The sequence below is a fragment of the Pseudomonas viridiflava genome, assembly GCF_900602065.1.
Classification (GTDB): domain Bacteria; phylum Pseudomonadota; class Gammaproteobacteria; order Pseudomonadales; family Pseudomonadaceae; genus Aquipseudomonas.
Window position 1 is genome coordinate 42,880 of sequence record NZ_UWFN01000095.1, and the last position, 21,038, is coordinate 63,917.

17 protein-coding genes are annotated in these 21,038 nt (G+C 58.2%); 1 reads left to right on the forward strand and 16 read right to left on the reverse strand.

The window, feature by feature from the left end; all coding sequences use genetic code 11:
- Positions 1–80: 80 nt before the first annotated feature.
- Positions 81–2,813, reverse strand: a complete 2,733-nt coding sequence (gene secA, locus EE949_RS02815; protein ID WP_122662690.1) for a preprotein translocase subunit SecA — start codon at positions 2,811–2,813, stop codon at positions 81–83.
- Between the two features lie 307 nt (positions 2,814–3,120).
- Between secA and EE949_RS02820 the strand changes: the two genes are divergently transcribed.
- On the forward strand, positions 3,121–3,576 hold the full coding sequence (locus EE949_RS02820) for a DUF721 domain-containing protein (RefSeq protein ID WP_122662692.1): 456 nt from the start codon (positions 3,121–3,123) through the stop codon (positions 3,574–3,576).
- A gap of 134 nt (positions 3,577–3,710) precedes the next feature.
- Here the strand turns inward: EE949_RS02820 and lpxC are convergent, their stop codons facing one another.
- The 15 genes from lpxC to rsmH all read right to left on the reverse strand — a co-directional run bounded on the left by lpxC (position 3,711) and on the right by rsmH (position 21,038).
- Positions 3,711–4,622, reverse strand: coding sequence for a UDP-3-O-acyl-N-acetylglucosamine deacetylase (gene lpxC, locus EE949_RS02825; RefSeq protein WP_027900249.1), 912 nt, complete (start codon positions 4,620–4,622; stop codon positions 3,711–3,713).
- A gap of 112 nt (positions 4,623–4,734) precedes the next feature.
- Complete coding sequence (gene ftsZ, locus EE949_RS02830; RefSeq protein ID WP_027900248.1) at positions 4,735–5,922, reverse strand: cell division protein FtsZ; 1,188 nt, start codon at positions 5,920–5,922, stop codon at positions 4,735–4,737.
- Between the two features lie 67 nt (positions 5,923–5,989).
- Positions 5,990–7,249 carry a cell division protein FtsA gene (ftsA, locus tag EE949_RS02835; protein WP_027900247.1) on the reverse strand — a complete coding sequence of 420 codons (1,260 nt, stop codon included), beginning with the start codon at positions 7,247–7,249 and terminating at the stop codon, positions 5,990–5,992.
- A gap of 14 nt (positions 7,250–7,263) precedes the next feature.
- Positions 7,264–8,130: a cell division protein FtsQ/DivIB gene (locus EE949_RS02840; RefSeq protein ID WP_122662694.1), complete on the reverse strand. Its 867-nt coding sequence runs from the start codon at positions 8,128–8,130 to the stop codon at positions 7,264–7,266.
- Positions 8,131–8,133: 3 nt separating this feature from the next.
- A complete protein-coding gene (locus EE949_RS02845; RefSeq protein ID WP_122662696.1) occupies positions 8,134–9,093 on the reverse strand; it encodes a D-alanine--D-alanine ligase in 960 nt (319 codons plus the stop codon).
- A complete protein-coding gene (gene murC, locus EE949_RS02850; RefSeq protein ID WP_122662698.1) occupies positions 9,090–10,550 on the reverse strand; it encodes a UDP-N-acetylmuramate--L-alanine ligase in 1,461 nt (486 codons plus the stop codon). The genes EE949_RS02845 and murC overlap by 4 nt, the downstream gene beginning before the upstream one ends.
- Entirely contained in the window at positions 10,543–11,613 is a 1,071-nt protein-coding gene (gene murG / locus EE949_RS02855; protein WP_122662700.1) for an undecaprenyldiphospho-muramoylpentapeptide beta-N-acetylglucosaminyltransferase, read from the reverse strand. The genes murC and murG overlap by 8 nt, the downstream gene beginning before the upstream one ends.
- Positions 11,603–12,817 (reverse strand): putative lipid II flippase FtsW, encoded by a 1,215-nt coding sequence (gene ftsW / locus EE949_RS02860; protein WP_087264848.1) that lies wholly within the window; start codon positions 12,815–12,817, stop codon positions 11,603–11,605. The genes murG and ftsW overlap by 11 nt, the downstream gene beginning before the upstream one ends.
- Complete coding sequence (gene murD, locus EE949_RS02865) at positions 12,814–14,160, reverse strand: UDP-N-acetylmuramoyl-L-alanine--D-glutamate ligase (RefSeq protein ID WP_122662702.1); 1,347 nt, start codon at positions 14,158–14,160, stop codon at positions 12,814–12,816. The genes ftsW and murD overlap by 4 nt, the downstream gene beginning before the upstream one ends.
- 5 nt (positions 14,161–14,165) lie before the next feature.
- A complete protein-coding gene (mraY, locus tag EE949_RS02870; RefSeq protein ID WP_027900240.1) occupies positions 14,166–15,248 on the reverse strand; it encodes a phospho-N-acetylmuramoyl-pentapeptide-transferase in 1,083 nt (360 codons plus the stop codon).
- Positions 15,248–16,618, reverse strand: a complete 1,371-nt coding sequence (locus tag EE949_RS02875) for a UDP-N-acetylmuramoyl-tripeptide--D-alanyl-D-alanine ligase (RefSeq protein WP_122662704.1) — start codon at positions 16,616–16,618, stop codon at positions 15,248–15,250. Before EE949_RS02875 ends, mraY begins: the two co-directional genes overlap by 1 nt.
- Positions 16,611–18,074 (reverse strand): UDP-N-acetylmuramoyl-L-alanyl-D-glutamate--2,6-diaminopimelate ligase, encoded by a 1,464-nt coding sequence (locus EE949_RS02880; protein ID WP_122662706.1) that lies wholly within the window; start codon positions 18,072–18,074, stop codon positions 16,611–16,613. Before EE949_RS02880 ends, EE949_RS02875 begins: the two co-directional genes overlap by 8 nt.
- On the reverse strand, positions 18,074–19,810 hold the full coding sequence (locus EE949_RS02885) for a peptidoglycan D,D-transpeptidase FtsI family protein (RefSeq protein WP_122662708.1): 1,737 nt from the start codon (positions 19,808–19,810) through the stop codon (positions 18,074–18,076). The genes EE949_RS02880 and EE949_RS02885 overlap by 1 nt, the downstream gene beginning before the upstream one ends.
- Complete coding sequence (ftsL, locus tag EE949_RS02890; RefSeq protein WP_122662710.1) at positions 19,807–20,100, reverse strand: cell division protein FtsL; 294 nt, start codon at positions 20,098–20,100, stop codon at positions 19,807–19,809. Before ftsL ends, EE949_RS02885 begins: the two co-directional genes overlap by 4 nt.
- Positions 20,097–21,038, reverse strand: coding sequence for a 16S rRNA (cytosine(1402)-N(4))-methyltransferase RsmH (gene rsmH / locus EE949_RS02895; RefSeq protein ID WP_122662712.1), 942 nt, complete (start codon positions 21,036–21,038; stop codon positions 20,097–20,099). Before rsmH ends, ftsL begins: the two co-directional genes overlap by 4 nt.

The window sequence follows — 21,038 nt, forward strand, 5'->3', positions numbered from 1 at the left end:
GAAAAACGCCGCGACGGGTAAGCCAGTCGCGGCGTTAATACTTTTTGTTGCTCAAAACACGCTACAGGTTCAAATCAGTATCAGTTGATTTGGCCGTGGCAGTGCTTGTACTTCTTGCCCGAACCACACCAGCACAGCTCGTTGCGACCTTGCTTCTGGTCGTTGCGCACGGGTATGGAGACTACATCGACACCCTCTTCAACCAGGACTTCCGGCTGCTCAAGGCCTGGCGCTTCAGCATGTTCGAACTGCATGCGCTGCGCCAGCTCTTCGGCCTCGCGACGCAGACGAGCTTCTTCCTCGGCCGGATCTTCGCGGCGTACCTGAACGTGCGACAGCACACGGATGGTATCGCGCTTGATCGAATCCAGGAGTTCCTGGAACAGCGTGAAAGACTCGCGCTTGTATTCCTGTTTCGGGTTCTTCTGAGCGTAGCCGCGCAAGTGGATACCGTGACGCAGGTGATCCATGGTCGACAGGTGGTCTTTCCACAGATCGTCCAGAACGCGCAGCAGAATCTGCTTCTCGAAGGTGCGCAACGCATCAGCGCTGGCTTGCTCTTCTTTCTCGTTATACGCGCCCAGCAGCTCTTCGAGCAGCTTCACACGCAGTGTATCTTCGTGCAGGTGATCGTCTTCATCCAGCCATTGCTGAATCGGCAGCTTCACACCGAAATCGCTTTCCAGTGCGGCTTCCAGACCAGGTACATCCCACTGCTCCGGCATCGACTGCGGCGGAATGTGCTGGCTGATCAGGCTGTTGAGCACGTCTTCACGGAACTCAGCGATAGTGTCACCGATGTTGGTAGCGGCCAGCAGGCTGTTACGCATGTGGTAGATCACTTTACGCTGCTCGTTGGACACGTCATCGAACTCGAGCAATTGCTTGCGAATATCGAAGTTGCGCCCTTCAACCTTGCGCTGTGCCTTCTCGATCGCGTTGGTCACCATGCGGTGCTCAATCGCTTCACCGGACTGCATGCCCAGCGCTTTCATGAAGTTCTTCACCCGATCTGAGGCGAAGATACGCATCAGGCTGTCTTCCAGCGACAGGTAGAAGCGGCTCGAACCGGTATCGCCCTGACGACCGGCACGACCACGCAGCTGGTTGTCGATACGGCGCGATTCATGACGCTCGGAAGCGATAACGTGCAAACCACCCGCTTCGATCACTTGCTGATGGCGTTTCTGCCAATCGGCCTTGATCTGTGCAATTTGCTCCGGGCTCGGGTTTTCCAGCGCAGCAACTTCAACTTCCCAGTTACCGCCCAACAGGATGTCGGTACCACGACCGGCCATGTTGGTCGCAATGGTCAGCGCGCCAGGACGACCGGCCTGAGCAATGATTTCAGCTTCTTTTTCGTGGAACTTGGCGTTCAGAACCTTGTGTTCGATACCTTCCTGATTAAGCAACTTGGACATGTGCTCGGAAGTTTCGATGGTCGCAGTACCTACCAGCACCGGGCGATTCTCAGCCAGACAGGCCTTGATGTCGGTCACGATGGCCGCGTACTTCTCTTCTGCGGTCAGGTACACAAGGTCGTTGAAGTCTTTGCGCGCCAACGGCTTGTTTGGCGGAATAACCATCACCGACAGCGTATAGATCTGGTGGAATTCGAACGCTTCGGTGTCCGCTGTACCGGTCATGCCGGACAGTTTGTTGTATAGACGGAAGTAGTTCTGGAATGTGGTCGACGCCAGGGTCTGGCTTTCGGCCTGGATATTCAGGTTTTCCTTCGCTTCGATGGCCTGGTGCAGGCCTTCGGACAGGCGACGACCCGGCATGGTACGACCGGTGTGCTCGTCGACCAGCAGAATCTGGCCGTCCTGAACGATGTACTCGACGTTGCGATGGAACAGCGTGTGCGCACGCAAACCGGCATAGACGTGAGTCAGCAGACCCAGGTTGTGTGCCGAATACAGGCTCTCGCCTTCAGCCAGCATGCCAACTTCAGTCAGCATCTCTTCGATGAACTGGTGACCGGCTTCGTTCAGCTCAACCTGACGGGTTTTCTCGTCAACGGTGTAGTGACCGGCTTTGGTCACCTCGCCTTCCACTTCCTCGATGTGCTGCACGAGGCGTGGGATCAGACGGTTGATTTCGGTGTAGAGCTTGGAGCTGTCTTCAGCCTGACCGGAGATGATCAGCGGCGTACGCGCTTCGTCGATGAGGATTGAGTCCACTTCGTCGATCACGGCAAAATTGAGTTCGCGCTGGAACTTGTCGTCCATGCTGAACGCCATGTTGTCGCGCAGATAGTCGAAACCGAACTCGTTGTTGGTACCGTAGGTGATGTCCGACGCGTAAGCCGCACGCTTTTCTTCAGGCGGCTGGAAAGGCGTGACGATGCCGACGCTCAGACCGAGGAACTCATACAGTGGACGCATCCAGTTGGCGTCACGGCGGGCCAGGTAATCGTTGACCGTTACCACGTGCACGCCCTTCCCGGACAGCGCATTGAGGTAAACCGCCAGCGTACCCACCAGGGTTTTACCTTCACCGGTACGCATCTCGGCAATCATGCCTTCGTGCAGAGTCATGCCGCCAATCAACTGAACGTCGAAGTGGCGCATACCCATGACGCGCTTACCCGCTTCACGCGCGACCGCGAAAGCTTCAGGAAGCAGCTTATCGAGGGTCTCACCTTTGGCTAAGCGGGCCTTGAACTCTTCGGTCTTGGCACGTAGTTGCTCGTCCGAAAGGGCCACCATTTGCTCTTCGAAGGCATTGACGACTTGTACCGTCTTGAGCATGCGCTTCACTTCACGCTCGTTCTTGCTTCCAAAAAGTTTTTTTAACAAAGGCGCAAACATATCGACAGGATCTTCCAGACATAGGAATGGAGGGCGGCCCCGTGAGTCGCCCGTGCAGCCCTCATGGCCGCATGCGAACGAGCATTCTACCCGGAAACGATGGTGAGGAAAGTGGCGTTATTCCACGATGCTGGCACAGCGCTGTGACGGGGCTGTTTGTAGATAGGGTCATTTCCTGAGAGTTCAACCCGTCAAGAGCAGAAGTTAACCGTTGATTTTGCGCACAAATCTCTCAGACCCGCTTGAAACAAGGGCTGGCGGGCGCTTTCTGATAACATGACAAACTTGTCATCCAGGGTTTTCACTCATGGCGTTCCGTCCACTCCCCGCTCGGGCACCCGCTGTCCTGCTACGTGAAGCAAAACCTCTCAAAGGTATTTTTCATCACGCGCAGCGTTTGGGGCACCTGCAGCGGCTGCTCGAAAGTCAGCTACAACCGGCTGCGCGCGAACATTGTCATGTCGCTTCCTGGCGCGAAGGCAGCCTGTTGTTGATTGTGACGGACGGTCATTGGGCGACGCGTTTGCGCTATCAACAAAAACGTTTGCAGCGGCAATTGACCGCATTCGACGAATTCGCCTGCCTGACTCGCATTGTCTTCAAGGTTCAGCCACCTACCGCCCCTCAGGGCGCGGCGGGCCATACAATGGACTTGTCCACCGTGGCGGCCGAGAGCATTCAGGCAACGGCTGACGGCATTACCGATCCGAAGTTGCGCGCAGCACTGGAGCGCCTGGCAAGTCACGCCAAGCCTAAAGGTTGATTTGCCAATCGCTGCCGAGCCCAAGCCTCGGTGAGCTCCTACAGATCCGCGCAGCGTCAAAAAAAACCCATAAAAAAAGGCCGCCCGAGGGCAGCCTTTAAAAACAGCAAAAAGGAAGGAGAGTAAAGCTGACCTTACACGGCCGCTACAGGGCGCATGTAAGAGATCGGTGCAGTACTGGCATCTTCGAAGGTCACGACTTCCCACGCGTCTGTTTCGGCGATCAATTTACGCAGAAGACGATTGTTCAGTGCATGCCCCGACTTGAAGCCAATGAACTCACCTATCAGGCTGTTGCCTAGCAGGTAGAGGTCACCAATTGCATCAAGAATCTTGTGTTTGACGAATTCGTCCTCGTAACGCAGGCCGTCTTCGTTCAGTACGCCATCCTTGTCCACCACGATGGCATTTTCCACACTGCCGCCGAGTGCGAGGTTGTGCTTGCGCAGGTACTCGATGTCACTCATGAACCCGAAGGTACGGGCACGGCTGACTTCCTTCACGAAGGAAGTGCTGGAAAAGTCCACGCTTGCACTTTGAGTGCGGTCGCGGAAGACCGGGTGATCGAAATCGATCTCGAAACTGACTTTGAACCCTTCGAAAGGCACGAAAGTAGCGCGTTTACCGCCCTCCTCCAGTGTCACTTCCCGCAGGATCCGGATGAATTTCTTCGGCGCGTCCTGTTCTTCCAGGCCAGCCGACTGAATCAGGAATACGAAGGGACCCGCGCTGCCATCCATGATCGGAACTTCGGAGGCAGACAGTTCAACGTAAGCGTTATCGATGCCCAGGCCAGCCATGGCCGAGAGCAAATGTTCCACGGTGTCGACTTTGACATCACCGCTGACCAGTGTGGTCGACAGTGTGGTGTCACCGACATTTTCCGCGCGGGCAGCAATATGCACGACGGGGTCGAGGTCAGCACGTACGAACACGATACCGGTATCCACAGGTGCAGGCTTGAGGGTCAGGTAAACCTTCTCCCCGGAGTGCAGACCGACACCTGTGGCACGGATAATATTTTTCAGGGTGCGTTGTTTAATCATGGCATTGGCCGCTTCAGCGCAAGTTGCGAACTGGTATCAACAAAGGCTGGCGATGATAGCAGACCCGGCCTTTGCTGAACACCAATCACCCTAATACCCCTGATACATTTCATCAATCAGCCTGACGACGCAGGAAAGCCGGGATATCCAGGTAATCCAGATCGTCATTCGGACTCATTTTTGCGGCTGTAGCGCCTGCGTGAGCCTGATTGCGCATCACGGTAGGACGATCCAGGTCGCGGTAGTTGACCGACGGGGCTTCCTGACGAGCAGCAGCAGGCTGAGCCTGAGACGGCTGGGCAGTTTGCAGGGTGTTGTCGATAACCTTCACAGGCTTCTCGATTTTCGCGCCCAGACCGGTGGCAACCACAGTCACGTGCAGCTCGTCGCGCATGTCCGGATCGATAACAGTACCGACCTTGACCATTGCGTGCTCAGAGGCGAACGCTTCGATGATGCTACCCACGTCCGAGTACTCACCCAGAGACAGGTCAGGACCGGCAGTGATGTTGACCAGGATGCCGCGAGCGCCCTGCAGGTTGACGTCTTCGAGCAGCGGGTTACGAATGGCTGCTTCAGTCGCTTCACGTGCACGGTTCGGACCGCTGGCGCAGCCAGTGCCCATCATTGCCATGCCCATTTCGCTCATCACGGTACGCACGTCGGCAAAGTCGACGTTGATCATGCCCGGACGTTTGATGATGTCGGAGATACCGCGAACGGCACCGGCCAGAACATCGTCTGCCTTGGCGAAAGCCGACAGCAGGCTGGCGTCTTTACCGAGGATGGTCAGCAGCTTCTCGTTAGGAATGGTGATCAACGAGTCGACGCTTTCAGACAGCATGCGGATGCCTTCATCGGCGATCTGCATACGCTTGCGACCTTCGAACGGGAACGGACGAGTCACCACCGCTACGGTGAGAATGCCCATTTCCTTGGCCACTTCAGCAATGATCGGAGCTGCACCGGTACCGGTACCGCCGCCCATGCCAGTGGTGATGAAAACCATGTTGGTGCCCTGCAGAACTTCTGCAATGCGCTCACGATCTTCCAAAGCAGCCTGACGGCCTACTTCAGGGTTGGCGCCAGCGCCAAGACCTTTGGTAACGCCAGTACCCAGTTGCAGGATGGTACGTGCGCCGATGTTTTTCAGCGCTTGAGCATCAGTGTTGGCGCAGATGAATTCCACACCTTCGATGTTGCTCTTGACCATGTGATTAACGGCGTTGCCGCCACCACCACCCACACCGATAACTTTGATTACCGGGCTTTGCGGGACGTTGTCTACGAGTTCGAACATTTTCCCTCTCCTTTCATTCTCTAGTTTTTTTGCCTGGTGCCCACTGCTGCCATTACTGCCTTGAGGCTTAGAAGTTGCCTTGCACCCAGCGCTTGAAGCGTTCAAGCACTGGAGCTTTAGGCTCATCTCCATAGCCGCTACTGCTACTACTGATCCCGGACAAAGAGAAACCGTCAGACTGCTTTTGCAGCCCGTACAGCAACAAGCCGACACCGGTGGAATAAATCGGGTTACGCACGACATCTGCGAGCCCTTTGACGCTATGCGGCACGCCCAGGCGTACCGGCATATGGAAGATTTCCTCGGCCAGTTCGACCGCGCCTTCCATTTTCGAGGTACCGCCGGTCAGCACGATGCCGGCCGGGATAAGGTCTTCGTAGCCACTGCGACGCAGTTCCGCCTGAATCAGGGTGAACAGCTCGTCGTAGCGAGGCTCGACCACTTCGGCCAGGGCCTGACGCGACAGTTCGCGCGGAGGACGGTCGCCAACGCTTGGCACTTTGATCGTCTCACCTGCACCGGCCAGTTTGGCCAGGGCACAGGCGTAGCGAATCTTGATCTCTTCGGCGTATTGCGTCGGGGTACGCAAGGCCATGGCGATGTCGTTGGTGACTTGATCACCGGCAATCGGGATCACTGCGGTGTGGCGAATCGCGCCTTCGGTGAAGATCGCGATGTCGGTGGTGCCGCCACCGATGTCCACCAGGCACACGCCCAGCTCTTTTTCGTCATCGGTCAGGACCGAGTACGCCGAAGCCAGTTGCTCAAGAATGATGTCGTCAATTTCAAGGCCACAGCGGCGCACGCACTTCTCGATGTTCTGCGCGGCGTTCACTGCACAGGTCACCACATGCACCTTGGCTTCCAGACGTACGCCCGACATACCCAGTGGCTCACGAACGCCTTCCTGGTTATCGATCACGTAATCCTGCGGCAAGGTGTGCAATACACGCTGGTCAGCCGGGATCGCTACAGCCTGGGCCGCATCGAGTACGCGCTCCAGATCCGCCGAGCTCACCTCACGGTCGCGAATCGCGACGATACCGTGGGAGTTGAGGCTGCGAATGTGATTGCCGGCCACGCCGACGAACGCCGAGTGGATACGGCAGCCCGCCATCAACTGAGCCTCCTCCACTGCGCGCTGGATCGACTGAACGGTGGATTCGATATTCACCACCACGCCCTTTTTCAGGCCGCGGGATGGGTGCGTACCGATACCGACAATTTCCAGCGTGCCATCGGCCGCGACTTCGCCTACCAGCGCCACCACCTTGGAGGTGCCGATATCCAAGCCAACGATCATTTTGCCGCTTTGCACGTTTGCCATGGTCCTGCCTCTTGTCAATTCTTCGCGACGGCGGGTTTGTCCGTCGGAGGCGCTGTCTGCTCGCGCCACCCCACGGCAAGGCCGTTGGAGTAGCGCAGGTCGATGCGCGCAATATTCGTGATCTGTTCTTTAAGCGTTTTGTCGTAAATGGCGATAAAACGGCGCATTTTTTCTACAAGGCGATCGCGTCCCAGCAACAACTCGATACCGGGACCCGCACTGCCCGCGCCCGTGGTCAAAAACCAGCTCCCACGTTCACGTAATTCCAGCCGAGCGATGGAGAACCCCATTGGGCGCAACATCTGACTCAACACCTGATACTGCTGCATCACTTGCTGCTGGGCCCGCTGTGGGCCAAACAATTGCGGCAAGTGTTCGTAATTGGCCAGCTCGCGTGGTGTAAATGCTTCGCCCTGATTGTTGAGCAGTGCTTCATCACCCCAGCGCGCCACTGGCAATTGTTCTTCCAGGCGGATCACAACCTGATCCGGCCATACCCGTCGTACTTCTGCGTGGGCAATCCACGGCATTTTTTCCAGCTCACTGCGCATGGCGGCAAGGTCGATGGTGAAAAAGCTCGCCGCAACATAAGGCGCGATCCGCTGTTGCACCGCTTGCTGGCTGATATAGCTCAGGTCGCCCTGAACATTTATCTTGGTGATCGGCCGGTCGGCGTAGGGCAGCAACCGCTGTGCGCCCTCGTAAACGCCATACCCCAACGCAACCATCAGTACCAACCAGCCCATCTTTTTAAAGAAACCGCCCACTTTGGCTTTCGGCAAACGCGCCGACAGCGGTTCCTTGGCAACCATGCGACTGGCACCACGCGGCACCGGCTTGCGGCCGGTTGCTGGAGGCTGATGACGCGCCGTCGCGTTCATGACTTAACCCCGCACCTGGACGCTGTCAGCCAGAATGGCCAACACCAGCTGCTGAAAATCCAGCCCCGCCGCACGGGCCGCCATCGGCACCAGGCTGTGGTCGGTCATACCGGGAACAGTGTTCACTTCCAGCAGCCAGAACTTGCCGTCGGCATCCTGCATCACATCGGTACGCGCCCAGCCGGTAACGCCAACTGCTTCGCAAGCGCGAGCGGTCAGTTGCTTGAGTTCCTGTTCCTTGGTGTCATCGAGCCCGCACGGAATCCGATACTGGGTATCGTCAGCCAGGTACTTGGCGTCGTAGTCGTAAAAACTGTGAGGAGTGCCCAGGCCGATGGGAGGCAAGACCTGGCCACGCAGCGATGCGATGGTGAACTCCGGACCTTGAATCCATTGTTCAACCAAAACTTGCGAATCGTAGGTACTGGCGGCTTTCCACGCGACGATCAACTCTTCGACGCTGGTCACCTTGGCCATACCGATACTGGAACCTTCATGAGCCGGTTTGACGATCAAAGGCAGGCCCAGTTCCGCAGCTGCAGAAATACAATCAGATTCGCTACCAAGCACCGCGTGCAAAGGCGTTGGCAGGCCAAGACTCTGCCAGACCTGTTTGGTCCGCAGCTTGTCCATCGCCAGCGCTGAAGCCAGTACGCCACTGCCGGTGTAAGGGATTTCCAGACACTCCAGCAGGCCTTGCATGGTGCCGTCTTCGCCACCACGTCCGTGCAAAACAATGAACGCCCGATCAATCTTTTCGCTAACCAGCCGCTGCAGGAAATCATCGCCCACATCGATGCCGAATGCATCGACTCCGGCGCTCTGCAACGCTTGCAACACCGCTTGCCCGGACTTCAATGAAACCGGCCGCTCAGCGCTCTTGCCGCCGAACAGCACGGCAACGCGGCCGAACGATTTCGGCTCCAGCGTCGAGAGCAGGGACGATTGCAGTGGCGCAGTCATTTCAGCTTCCCTTCGGTAGGCGCAATGACGGCTCCCGCGAACAACGGGCTTCTCAGCAACTGTGGAGCCAGCCCGCCAATGTCACCAGCGCCCTGGCAAAGCAGGATGTCACCTGCACGCAGCAAAGGTTTCACCAACGGCGCCAGCTCGACGCCGCGCTCGATGTAGATAGGGTCCAGTTGGCCACGCTGACGAATGCTGTGGCAGAGGTTGCGGCTGTCCGCACCCGGGATCGGCTCTTCGCCTGCCGGATAGACTTCCATCAGCAGCAGTACGTTGGCCTCGGCCAGTACCTGCACGAAATCGTCGTAGAGATCGCGAGTCCGGCTGAAGCGGTGCGGCTGATAAACCATGACCAGACGACGGTCCGGCCAGCCACCACGGACCGCATTGATCACCGCGGCAACTTCACGCGGGTGATGACCGTAGTCATCCACCAGCATGACGTTGCCGCCTTCAACTGGCAGCTCGCCGTATACCTGGAAGCGTCGCCCCACGCCCTGGAAGCCCGACAGGCCCTGGACGATGGCTTCGTCACTGACACCTTCATCCGTCGCAATGGCGATGGTTGCCAGCGAGTTAAGTACGTTGTGGTTGCCCGGCATGTTCACCGATACGTCCAGCGGCTCACGGTCGCGACGTAATACCGTGAAGAAGGTCAGCATGCCTTCCTGGCGCACATTGATAGCGCGCACGTCGGCCGTTTCGGTGAAGCCGTAGGTGACAGTCGGACGTTTGACCTGGGGCAGAATTTCCCGCACCACAGGGTCATCAATACACACCACCGCCAGCCCATAGAAAGGCAGGTTGTGCAGGAATTCGACGAAGGTTTTCTTCAGTTTGTTGAAGTCGCCTTCATAGGTCGCCATGTGATCGGCGTCGATATTGGTGACGACCGCAACCAGAGGCTGCAAATGCAGGAAGCTCGCGTCACTTTCATCGGCTTCAGCGATCAGGTAACGGCTGGTACCCAACTGCGCATTGGTACCGGCAGCGTTCAGACGACCACCGATCACAAACGTCGGATCAAGCCCACCGGCCGCGAACACCGAAGCGATCAGGCTGGTGGTGGTGGTTTTGCCATGCGTACCGGCAACGGCAATACCGTGGCGATAGCGCATCAGCTCGGCCAGCATCTCGGCACGCGGCACCACCGGAATGCGACGCTCAAGGGCAGTCGCCACTTCCGGGTTGGAGGTGTTCACAGCACTGGAAACCACCAGCACGTCAGCACCAACGGTGTTCTCTGCGCGGTGGCCGATAAAGATATGAGCACCGAACGACTCCAGACGCTCGGTCACCGGGGAAGCCTTCAGGTCGGAACCGGAAACTTCATAACCCAGGTTCAACAACACCTCGGCAATCCCGCACATGCCCACGCCGCCGATACCGACGAAGTGGATGCGACGGATGCGGCGCATTTCCGGCTGTGGCATCGCACGTTGATTCTCAACCATGAGCCACCTCCAGACAGATATCTACAACAGTATTGGTTGCATCAGGCTTGGCCAGCCGGCGGGCGGTACGAGCCATGGTGTTGAGTTGTTCGGGTTGCATCAAAACCTCTTTCAGACGCGCCGCCATATCGGCTGCGTCAGTTGTCGCTTGTGGCATGACGAAGGCTGCACCCTCGTGAGCCAGATAGTCGGCGTTACGGGACTGGTGATCGTCGATCGCATGGGGCAACGGCACCAACAGCGAGGGCAGTCCGGCCGCCGCCAATTCACTGATGGTCAGCGCGCCTGCGCGACAGACCACCAGGTCGGCCCAGCCATAGGCTTGGGCCATGTCTTTGATGAAGGGGGCGACCTGCGCCTCGACACCGGCAGTGCGATAACGCTCAGTGGTGACTTCATCGTGATTCTTGCCAGCCTGATGAAAAACCTCAGGACGAAACTCGGCAGGCACCAGCGAAAGCGCCTCCGGCAACAATTTGTTCAGCGGCTCGGCTCCCAGGCTGCCACCCAGGACCAGCAAGCGCGCTTTGCGCCCGGCCAGCGCTTGGCGCGGAGTTTCCAGGAACAGCTCGGTACGCACCGGGTTACCCGTGGTGCGACGCTTCTCAGAAGCCGCAAAGGTGTTCGGAAAAGCTTCACACACCCGACTGGCGAACGAAGCCAGGCTGCGATTGGCAGTACCGGCAACCGCGTTCTGCTCATGAATGATCAAAGGGACTTTGCCCAGCTTCGCGGCAAGACCGCCTGGACCGGTGACATACCCACCGAAGCCCACTACGCAAACCGGCTTGAGCTCACGCACGACTTTACGTGCCTGCATCAATGCCTTGAGCAACATCAGCGGAGCCTTGAGCAAGGACAGTCGGCCCTTGCCACGCAAACCGGTGACATTGATAAGGTGCAAAGCGAATCCAGCCTGCGGCACCAGTTCGTTCTCGATGCCCCGGGGCGTACCGAGCCAGTGCACCTTGTAACCACGGGCCTGAAACTCGCGCGCGCATGCCAGCGCCGGGAATACATGTCCGCCGGTTCCGCCTGCCATGATCAGCACGTTAGCGTCCATGGTTAGGCTCCTCGGCGAAGTCACTTTCATTGAATTCCGCTTCTTCGCTGCCCATGTTGTTGCGCGACTCCCACTCGATCCGCAACAGCAGACCCAGGCTTGCGCAGCAGATCACCAACGAGCTGCCGCCGTAGCTGAGGAACGGCAAGGTCAAACCTTTGGTCGGCAACAGGCCGACGTTCACACCGATGTTGATCAGGAACTGGCCGATCCACAGGAACGCCAGACCGTAAGCAACATAGGCACCGAAAAACTGCTTGGCGCGCTCGGCCCACATGCCGATGTACATGGCGCGGATACTGACGAATACGAACAGCGCGACAGTCAACAGTGAACCGACTACGCCCAGCTCTTCGGCGAGCACCGAGAACACGAAGTCAGTGTGGGCTTCCGGCAGATAGAACTGCTTCTGCACGCTGTTGCCCAGACCAACGCCCAGCCATTCGCCACGACCAAACGCGATCAACGCCTGGGTCAACTGATAGCCGGAACCGAACTGATCAGACCACGGATCGGTGAAGGTAATCAGACGTGCCATCCGATACGGTTGCGCTTGCACCAGTACGAACACCGCCCCAACCGCCAGAGCAACCATCAGACTGAAACGGAACAGACCAACACCACCAAGGAACAGCATGGCAGCTGCAGCGCCCATCATCACAACGGTGGCACCGAAGTCCGGCTCCATGAGCAGCAGACCGGCCATTGGCAGCAAAACGATGAAAGGCTTGAAGAAGCCCATCCAGCTTTCACGTACTTCCTGCTGGCGGCGAATAAGGTAACCGGCAAGGAAAATCACCACGAAGACTTTGGCGATTTCCGAAGGCTGTACGTTGAACATGCCGAAGCCGATCCAGCGCATCGAGCCGTTCACCTCACGACCAATGCCCGGCACCAGCACCATGACCAGCAAGCCGAATGCGCCTAACAGCATCATCCAGCCCAGACGCTGCCAGGTGGCGACCGGAATCATCATGGTCAAGCCACAAGCGAAGATGCCGATGATCATGTAGATCAAATGGCGGGTCATCATGTAGAGCGTGTTGCCGGAGTTCACCGCTGCCACTTCAGAGGAAGCGGAGGTGATCATCACCAGGCCCAGACCCAACAATGCGAGACAGCCAGCCAGCATCGGGAAGTCGAGGTCGATGCCACGGCCACTGATGATCGGGGACGGGAAAGGCTTGATTACGCCGAAGATCATGACAAGTCCCCCACGGCTTGCGCGAACAGGCGACCGCGCTCTTCGTAGTTCTTGAACATGTCGAAACTGGCGCACGCCGGAGACAGCAGTACCGCGTCACCCGACTGTGCGATCTCGGCGCAACGCAATACCGCGTCGTCCAGAGTTGCAACGCGTACCAGTGCTACATCATCACCCAGAGCCTGGGCAATGAGCTCGGCGTCACGGCCGATCAGCACCACCGCGCGGCAGTTGGCAGCGACCGGCGCACGCAGACCACTGAAATCGGCACCCTTGCCGTCACCACCGGCGATCAACACCAGCTTGCCTTCGATATCAGCACCGAGGCCTTCGATAGCCGCCAGTGCAGCACCGACGTTGGTGGCCTTGGAATCATCGTAATAGCTCACGCCATTGCGCTCACGCAGCCATTGGCAGCGATGCTCCAGGCCTCCGAAGCTGCGCAGGCTGGAAAGCATGGCGTCCATCGGCAAACCAACAGCGTGGCCCAGCGCGAGCGCAGCCAAGGCGTTGGCCTGGTTATGCGCGCCACGGATTTTCAATTCACGTGCCGGCATCAGATTTTCGAATTGGAAGGCGAGGTACTTTTCGCCATCTTCTTCGCGCAAACCGAAGCCATGGAAATCGGGTTTGTTCAGGCCGAAGGTCCAACACGGCAGGCCTTCACCAATCAACGGCCGGGTCAGCACGTCCTGACGGTTGACCACTACCTGACGAGCACCACGGAATACACGATGCTTGGCCAAATGGTAGGCAGGCAAACCGCTGTACCGGTCCATGTGGTCTTCACTGATGTTCAACACGGTCGCCACTTCTGCGCCGAGTTGATCGGTGGTTTCCAACTGGAAGCTCGAAAGCTCCATGACATAAAGCTCGATGTCATCGCTGAGCAGATCCAGCGCGGGCGTCCCAAGATTGCCGCCAACCGCAACGCGCTTGCCCGCTGCAGCAGCCATCTCGCCGACCAGCGTGGTCACCGTGCTTTTCGCGTTGGAGCCAGTGATCGCAATGATCGGAGCCTTCGCGTAACGGGCAAACAATTCGATGTCGCCGGACAGCTTCACGCCGCGCGCGGCTGCTTGCTGCAATGCCGGGGTAGCGAGCGCAAGACCGGGGCTCACGTACAACTCGTCGGCACGGCACAGGAATTCGACGTCCAGTTCGCCACAACGCACATCCACCTGCGGATAGTCACGACGCAAGGTCGCCAGCTCCGGTGGATTTTCCCGCGTATCGGCCACAGCAAACGACACGCCCCGGCTCGCCAGAAAGCGAACCAGGGACATGCCGCTCTTGCCGAGGCCGACAATGATGCGGAAATGGTCTGAAGCGATAAGAGACACTCGTTCTACCTCAGTTTCAGCGTGGCAAGACCGATCAACACGAGAATCACGGTGATGATCCAGAAACGGACGATCACACGCGGCTCGGGCCAGCCTTTGAGTTCAAAGTGGTGGTGGATCGGCGCCATGCGGAAAACGCGGCGGCCGGTCAACTTAAAGGATGCAACCTGAATAACGACTGACAGGGTTTCCATCACGAACACGCCGCCCATGATGAACAGAACGATTTCCTGACGAACGATGACCGCGATGGTGCCCAGTGCGGCACCCAATGCCAGTGCGCCGACGTCACCCATGAAGACCTGGGCCGGATAGGTGTTGAACCACAGGAAGCCCAGCCCGGCACCGATCAACGCGCCACAGAACACGATGAGTTCGCCCGCGCCCGGCACATAAGGAATCAACAGGTATTCGGCGAACTTCACGTTACCGGACAGGTAGCAGAAGATACCCAGCGCACCGCCCACAAGGACGGTTGGCAGGATGGCCAGGCCGTCGAGGCCGTCGGTCAGGTTGACCGCGTTACTGGAGCCGACGATCACGAAGTAGGTCAGCACGATGAAGCCGATGCCCAGCGCGATACTGGCGTCTTTGAACATCGGGATAATCAGCGTGGTTTCTACGGCCGATGGCGCGGTCACATAAAGGAAGATCGCGGCGCAGAGACCGAATACTGACTGCCAGAAATACTTCCAGCGACTTGGCAGGCCTTTCGAGTTCTTTTCGATGACTTTGCGGTAATCGTCTACCCAGCCGATGCCGCCGAATAGCAACGTCACCAGCAGCACGACCCAGACATAGCGATTGCTCAGGTCAGCCCAGAGCAACGTGCTGATGCCGATGGACGACAGAATCAGCGCACCGCCCATGGTTGGCGTGCCGGATTTGGACAGGTGAGACTGCGGCCCGTCGTTACGCACAGACTGACCGATCTGGCGCATCTGCAATGCACGGATCATCCACGGGCCCAGGCACAGCGACAGCGACAATGCAGTAAGCACGCCGAGGATCCCGCGCAGGGTCAGGTATTGGAAGACCGCGAAGCCTTTGTGAAACTGTTGCAGAAACTCGGCCAGCAGCAGCAGCATTAATGTGTCTCCAGGCTAGAACCGCATAGGGCGACAACGACGTTTTCCATCGCAGCGCTCCGCGAGCCCTTGATCAGTATTGTGGTTTGAGGATTCTGCTCGGCGCCCAGCGCAGCGATCAGGTCGGTCTGATTGGCAAAATGGCGCGCATGCTCGCCGAAGGCCTTGACGGCATGGGCCATCAACGGACCAACGGCATATAGCGCCGACACTTTGCCCGCGGCATAAGCCCCGACGTCGCGATGGCCTTGTTCGGCCCAGTCGCCCAGCTCACCAATATCACCGAGGACCAGCACGGTACGGCCAGGGAAACCGGTGAGGATGTCTACGGCAGCATTGATTGAGCTTGGGTTGGCGTTGTAGGTGTCATCAATAACGCGCACATCATTGAGACCCAACTGCGCAACGGTGCGGCCTTTGACCGGCTGGACAGCGTTGAGCCCGGAAACGATACCGGCCAGATCAACGCCCATCGCATGGCCAGCAGCCGCGGCAGCCAACGCATTGGCCACGTTGTGCACGCCCAGCAGATTGAGCTGGACCGGAGCCGAGCCCAGGGGACTGTTCAGAATGAAGCCAGGGCAGCCCCGGGCATCAAGCGTGAGTTCCTGCGCATGGAAATCGGCACTCTGATCCGCAATCGCGAAGCTCACGATGCGACGATCGCCAGCGCGAGCCGCCCAGACAGGGAACGCCTTGTCATCTTTGTTAAGAACAGCGACGCCAAAGCTGTCGAGTCCTTCGAGAATCTCGCCCTTGGCTTCAACTATTTTGTCAGGCCCGCCGAATTCTCCAACGTGAGCGGTACCCGCGTTGGTAATCAGCGCCACGTGAGGCTTGGTCAGACTGACAGTGAAGGCGATTTCGCCTACACGAGATGCACCCATTTCAATCACGGCAGCCGAGTATTCAGGCGCCAGTTCAAGAAGGGTAAGAGGCACGCCCAGTTCATTGTTCAGATTGCCACGGGTAGCCAGGACCGGCCCTTTGGTGCGCATGACGCTGGCGAGCATTTCTTTAACGGTGGTCTTGCCGCTGGAACCGGTAATCGCTGCCACAGGCTTATCGACGAAAGCATTGCGGTTGAGCGCACCCAGTTGGGCAAGCGCCTTGCGGGTATCGAGTACAACCAGTTGCGGCAACACAGCATCCGGAATTTCGCGCTCGACCAATGCCGCTACAGCGCCTTTGGCTGCAACTTGATTCAGGTAATCATGGCCATCAAAACGCGGGCCTGTCAGGGCTACAAACAGCTGGCCGAGCTTGATAGCGCGGCTGTCGATGCTCACACCATCGAAAGTGCGATCGTCACCCACAAGACGTGCATCAAGCACAGTGGTCAATTCACTGAGAGATAACGGCCTAAGCATGGGTTACCTCCCACGCGGCCAAGGCCTTGGCTGCTTCTTCCAGATCGGAGAATGGCTGGCGCTCGCCGTTGATTTCCTGGTAGTCCTCGTGACCTTTGCCTGCGAGCACAATCACATCACTGGCCGCAGCGCCAGCAATGATCTCGGCAATCGCCTGACCGCGACCTTCTACAAAACGGATATTTTGTGCTGCGCCGAAACCCTGACGAATATCATCGAAGATTTGCGCGGGGGCCTCGGTACGCGGGTTGTCGTCGGTCACGAGCACGCTGTCGGCCAGACGCTCGACGACCTCGGCCATCAACGGGCGCTTGCCGCGGTCACGATCGCCGCCACAGCCAAACAGGCACGATAAACGCCCTTTGGCATGAGGACGCAGCGCAGTCAGTACTTTTTCAAGCGCGTCAGGGGTATGGGCGTAATCGACCACCACCAGCGGCTTCGCACCGCCGCCCAGACGCTGCATACGCCCTACCGGGCCTTCCAGCTTCGGCAGCACCTTGAGGATTTCGTCCAGCGCATAGTCCAGGCCCAGCAATGCGCCAACTGCAGCCAGCACATTGCTCAGGTTGAAACGGCCCAACAGGCTACTGCGCAACAAATGCTGACCTTGCGGTGTAACCAGAGTGGCACGCACGCCTTCGTCATCGAATTTCGCATCGCGGCAATACAGATAAGCGCTGGAGTCTTCCAGGCTGTAGGTGATCAGCCGGGACTCGCGCTTTTCAGCAGCCAGAGTGCGACCGAACTCATCATCGATGTTGATCACCCGGCAACGCAGGTCGGACCAGGCGAACAGCTTGGCTTTCGCCGCGCCGTAAGCTTCCATGGTCCCGTGGTAGTCCAGATGGTCACGGGACAGATTGGTCAATACCGCAACATCAAAGGCCAGAGCCGTTGCACGGCCCTGATCCAGACCATGGGACGAAACTTCGATTGCGACTGCGCGTGCACCGGCCTTTTTCAGGTCAGACAGCGTTGCCTGCACCGCGATAGGGTCCGGAGTGGTGTGTCGACCGCTTTGCAATGAGCCGTAGAAGCCGGTACCCAACGTCCCGACAATCCCGCAATGCTGACCCAACAAGTCCAACGCCTGCGCGACCAATTGAGTCACGCTGGTTTTGCCGTTAGTGCCCGTCACGCCAACCATATTGAGGCTGCGGCTCGGATCACCGTAAAAACGCCCGGCAATATCCGACAACTGAGCAGCAAGGCCTCTGACCGGAATCATCGGCACATCAGTGAGCGGCAATACTTTCGCGCCTTCGACTTCATAGGCCACCGCTGCGGCACCATGCGCCAGAGCGTCTGTGATGTGATCGCGACCGTCAAAGCGGCCACCGGGCACGGCGAGAAACAAATCGCCGCCGCGCACTTTACGGCTGTCCAGCGTCAACTCGCGAATCTGCAGATCGCTGGAAGCATGGGCAAAAATCTTGTTCAGGCTGGACGACATCAACCACGCCCTCCTTTAACGACAGGTGCTGCATTGACCTGCTCCGGCGGAATCGGAGCCAGGTTGTCAGGCGTCACGTTCATCAGGCGCAATGTGCCGGACATGACTTTGCTGAAAACAGGAGCAGAAACCAGGCCGCCGTAGTAGCCGCCTTTGCTTGGCTCATCAATCACGACAACCACGGCATAACGCGGGTTGCTCATCGGACCGAAGCCAGCAAACAGCGAGCGATAGGAATTCTCTGCGTACCCCTTGGTGCCGACTGACGTTTTACGTGCCGTACCGCTCTTGCCAGCGACGTGATAGGAGGGAACGCGAGCACGATAAACGCCGCGAGAGTCTTCGATCACAGCCTGCAACATGGTCTGCAAGGTCTTGGCCGTCGCTTCAGGAATGGCCTGAGTCGCAACAGGCGGGTTGTCACTTTTCAAGATAGTCAGCGGCACGATGCGGCCATTGTTGGCAATGGCGGCGTAGGCATGAACCAGCTGCAAAGCCGTCACCGACAGGCCGTAGCCGTAAGATAGCGTTGCAGTTTCAGCCTTGCGCCACTCACGGTAGTTCGGCAAGTTACCCACACGTTCACCGGGGAAGCCCAACCCTGTGTACTGGCCAAGACCTACACGCTGCATGGCCTGGAAGATCGCTTCGCCACCCACATCGAACGCGACTTTACTCATGCCGACGTTACTGGAATTGATCAGAATTCCAGTCAGGTCGAGGACCGGCCCTTCGGTTTTGGTAACGTCACGGATCGTGTATTTACCGATCTGCAATGTGCCTGGATAAACCTCGACCTTGTCAGTCGGTTTCCAGCGGCCACTGTCCAGCGCGGCGGTCATGGAGATCGGTTTCATGGTCGAGCCTGGCTCGAACACGTCAATGATCGCCCGGTTACGCATCGCTGCCGGAACCATGGTGCGACGGTTATTCGGGTTGTAGGTTGGCGAGTTGACCATCGCCAGTACCTCACCGGTTTTGACGTCCATGATCACCATGCTGCCTGCTTTGGCTTCGTTCTCGACGATTGCGTTACGCAGTTCGCGAGTGGCCAGATATTGCAGGCGCAGATCAATAGACAAAGCCAAGGTCTTTCCAGCCTTGGCGTTTTTGGTGACCTGAACGTCTTTGATGAGTCGTCCGCGCCTGTCCTTGATGACCTGCCTTCTGCCGGGCACGCCAGCAAGCCAGTCGTCATAGGCAAGTTCGACACCTTCGCGACCGTGATCATCCAGGTCGGTGAAGCCGACCATATGTGCAGTGACATCGCCTGCCGGGTAGAAGCGGCGGAATTCTTCGATGCCGTAAACGCCGGGCACTTTCAAGTCCAGAACAGCCTGACCATGTTCAGGCGTCAGGCCACGAACCAGATAGATGAATTCCTTACCGGCTTGCGAGTCGAGTCGCTCGGCAAGTGCCTTGGGGTCCTGCCCCAACGCTGTGGCCAGGACCGCCCACTTGCTCTTGTCCTGCTGCATTTCTTTCGGGTTGGCCCACAGCGTCGTCACCGGGGTACTGACAGCCAGAGGCTCACCGTTACGGTCTGTTATAAGACCACGATGCGCCGGAATGGGAATATGTCGAAGGCTGCGCGCGTCACCCTGCTCCTTCAGGAACGTGTGATCGATCACTTGCAGGTCGATGATACGCCAGCAAATAGCACCCACCAGGGCCAGTAGCAGGCCGACGACTACGCGGAAGCGCCACGGGTAAAGTGCGCCGTCGAGCTTCATCATGGCGCCACCATCCGGACTTCTGCTGCGCTGGGGATGCGCATCTTCAGTTGTTCAGTGGCCAGGGTTTCGATACGGCTATGTGCTGTCCAGGTGCTCTGCTCAAGAATCAGACGACCCCATTCAGCCTGCGCCTTGTCACGCACGCTCAGCTCGGAATACAGCGAGTTGAGCAACTGACGATTCCAGTGCGCGCTGTACGACACGCCAATAGCCGAAACGAGGACAGCAACAAACAGCAACAGCATGAAGAAGCTGCCGCCTGGCAAAGGCTTGAGGAACAAGCGGCTCACCTGAGCTTCTCCGCTACGCGCATGACAGCACTGCGCGAACGTGGATTGGCTTTGGTTTCTTCGTCCGAAGCAAACTGCGCCTTACCGATGAGCCTGATTTTCGGTTCGAAGGCCTTGTACTGGATCGGCAGGTTGCGCGGCATATTGTCCGCCTCACCCTTGACGAGTTTGCGCATGAACAACTTGACGATGCGATCTTCCAGCGAGTGAAAGCTGATAACGACCAGACGACCACCGACCTCCAGCGCATCCAGCGCTGCTTCAAGACCGGTTTCCAGATCGCCTAATTCGTTGTTGACGTGAATGCGCAGGCCCTGGAAGGCACGGGTCGCAGGATTCTTGCCTTTTTCCCAGGCGGGATTGGCAACCTTGAGGACTTCAGCCAGATCGGCGGTGCGCTCGAACGGCTGTACTTCGCGGCGCGCAACGACGGCACCCGCCATGCGCTTGGCGAAACGCTCTTCACCGTATTCCTTGAATACCCGGGCAATTTCTTCGACTGGCGCAGTGGCGATAAACTCGGCAGCACTGACGCCTCGTGTCGGGTCCATGCGCATATCCAGCGGGCCGTCATTCATGAAACTGAAGCCGCGCTCGGGATCATCCAACTGAGGCGACGAAACGCCCAAATCCAGCAGGATTCCACTGACCTTGCCCGCAACACCGCGAGCTTGAGCCTCCGAGCCCAATTCGGCGAAGCTACGCTGCACAATGACAAAGCGGCCGTCTTCGGCCGCTAGCGCTTGCCCGGTGGCAATTGCTTGAGGATCCTTGTCAAACCCTAGCAATCGGCCATCAGGGCCAAGCTTCTGTAACACCAGCCGGCTATGCCCGCCGCGCCCGAACGTGCCGTCCATATAGCAGCCATCAGCGCGCACCGCGAGAGCCTCTACGGCTTCGTCGAGCAGTACGGTGATGTGGGTAAAGCCGCTAGTCAT